The 1,169-nt window shown below is 47.5% G+C and carries 2 tRNA genes and 1 rRNA gene; all 3 read right to left on the bottom strand.

The window, feature by feature from the left end:
- Positions 1-219, bottom strand: a 23S ribosomal RNA gene (locus FM042_RS11800); the annotation flags it as partial.
- A 287-nt stretch (positions 220-506) separates the two neighbouring features.
- A tRNA-Ala gene (locus FM042_RS11805) sits at positions 507-582 on the bottom strand.
- 249 nt (positions 583-831) lie between these two features.
- A tRNA-Ile gene (locus FM042_RS11810) sits at positions 832-908 on the bottom strand.
- Positions 909-1,169 lie beyond the last annotated feature (261 nt).

Below are 1,169 nucleotides of genomic sequence, written 5' to 3' on the forward strand. Positions count from 1 at the left end.
TCTTTTCCTAAGGGTACTTAGATGTTTCAGTTCCCCTCGTTCGCCTCCTTAACCTATGTATTCAGTTAAGGATAGTGAGTAAACTCACTGGGTTTCCCCATTCGGAAATCCATGACTCATGCGCTTTTTACTAGCTCATCATGGCTTATCGCAAGTTAATACGTCCTTCATCGCCTCCAACTGCCAAGGCATCCACCGTGTACGCTTAATCACTTAACCATACAACCCAAAAAGGTGTCGCTTGTCTTTTCAACGCTTAGTTGCGTTAAAAACACTGCGCTCTGGAAGCAAGTTAATACTTCCGAACCCGATTGAATCATACGTCATTGACATGAACGATACGCTTTCACCAAAAGTCTGGTGAGTTATACCTGGCTTGTTCAAACTTCGTTTGTTTCTTTATCAGCTTGTCCAAATTATTAAAGAGCAACTCACATAATGTGATTGATAAATACTTTTTCAAAAGCACTTAGCAATACCATCACATGCAGAACAGAGAAGGAAAATGGTGGAGCCATGCGGGATCGAACCGCAGACCTCCTGGATGCAAACCAGGCGCTCTCCCAGCTGAGCTATGGCCCCTTGTCGTGCCGGCTTGCCATAATGCTCCAGTGCTTCGTTGCGCGCAAAACTCAATCAGTCACATACCATTGAGGTATGCTCCTTCAATCGTTTCACGTGCGCCTCGCCCTGAACCATTCTGGACTGCGCTTCTGACACCGAAAATGCTTCTTTAAACATTTCGCGGTTTTGGCGTTCTGGTAAGGCGGGAGCCGAGGAAGTGTACATCAGTACACGACGAGGTTCCCAACGCAATCCAGAGCGACAAAATGGTGGGTCTGAGTAGACTTGAACTACCGACCTCACCCTTATCAGGGGTGCGCTCTAACCAGCTGAGCTACAGACCCGTAACCGTTTTCAATACTGACTCCGAGCTTCGGTCGGTGACCTCACCCTGCTCTTCACCTTAAGCAAAGGGGGTGCGCTCTAACCAGCTGAGCTACAGACCCAGTATCCTGTTGGCTACTGCTCATCTTTCTTAACCCCACCTAATCGCAGGGCTAAAAAAACAGCGACTCGCGCTGCAGTAACCAATCTCTGTTCCGTTCTATCAAGCCAATTCAATCTGTGTGAGCACTCACGATTTACGCATCTTCATCGTTAAGGAG

Origin of the sequence: Aliidiomarina halalkaliphila, from assembly GCF_007096385.1 — a bacterium.
Taxonomy (GTDB): Bacteria; Pseudomonadota; Gammaproteobacteria; order Enterobacterales; family Alteromonadaceae; genus Aliidiomarina; species Aliidiomarina halalkaliphila.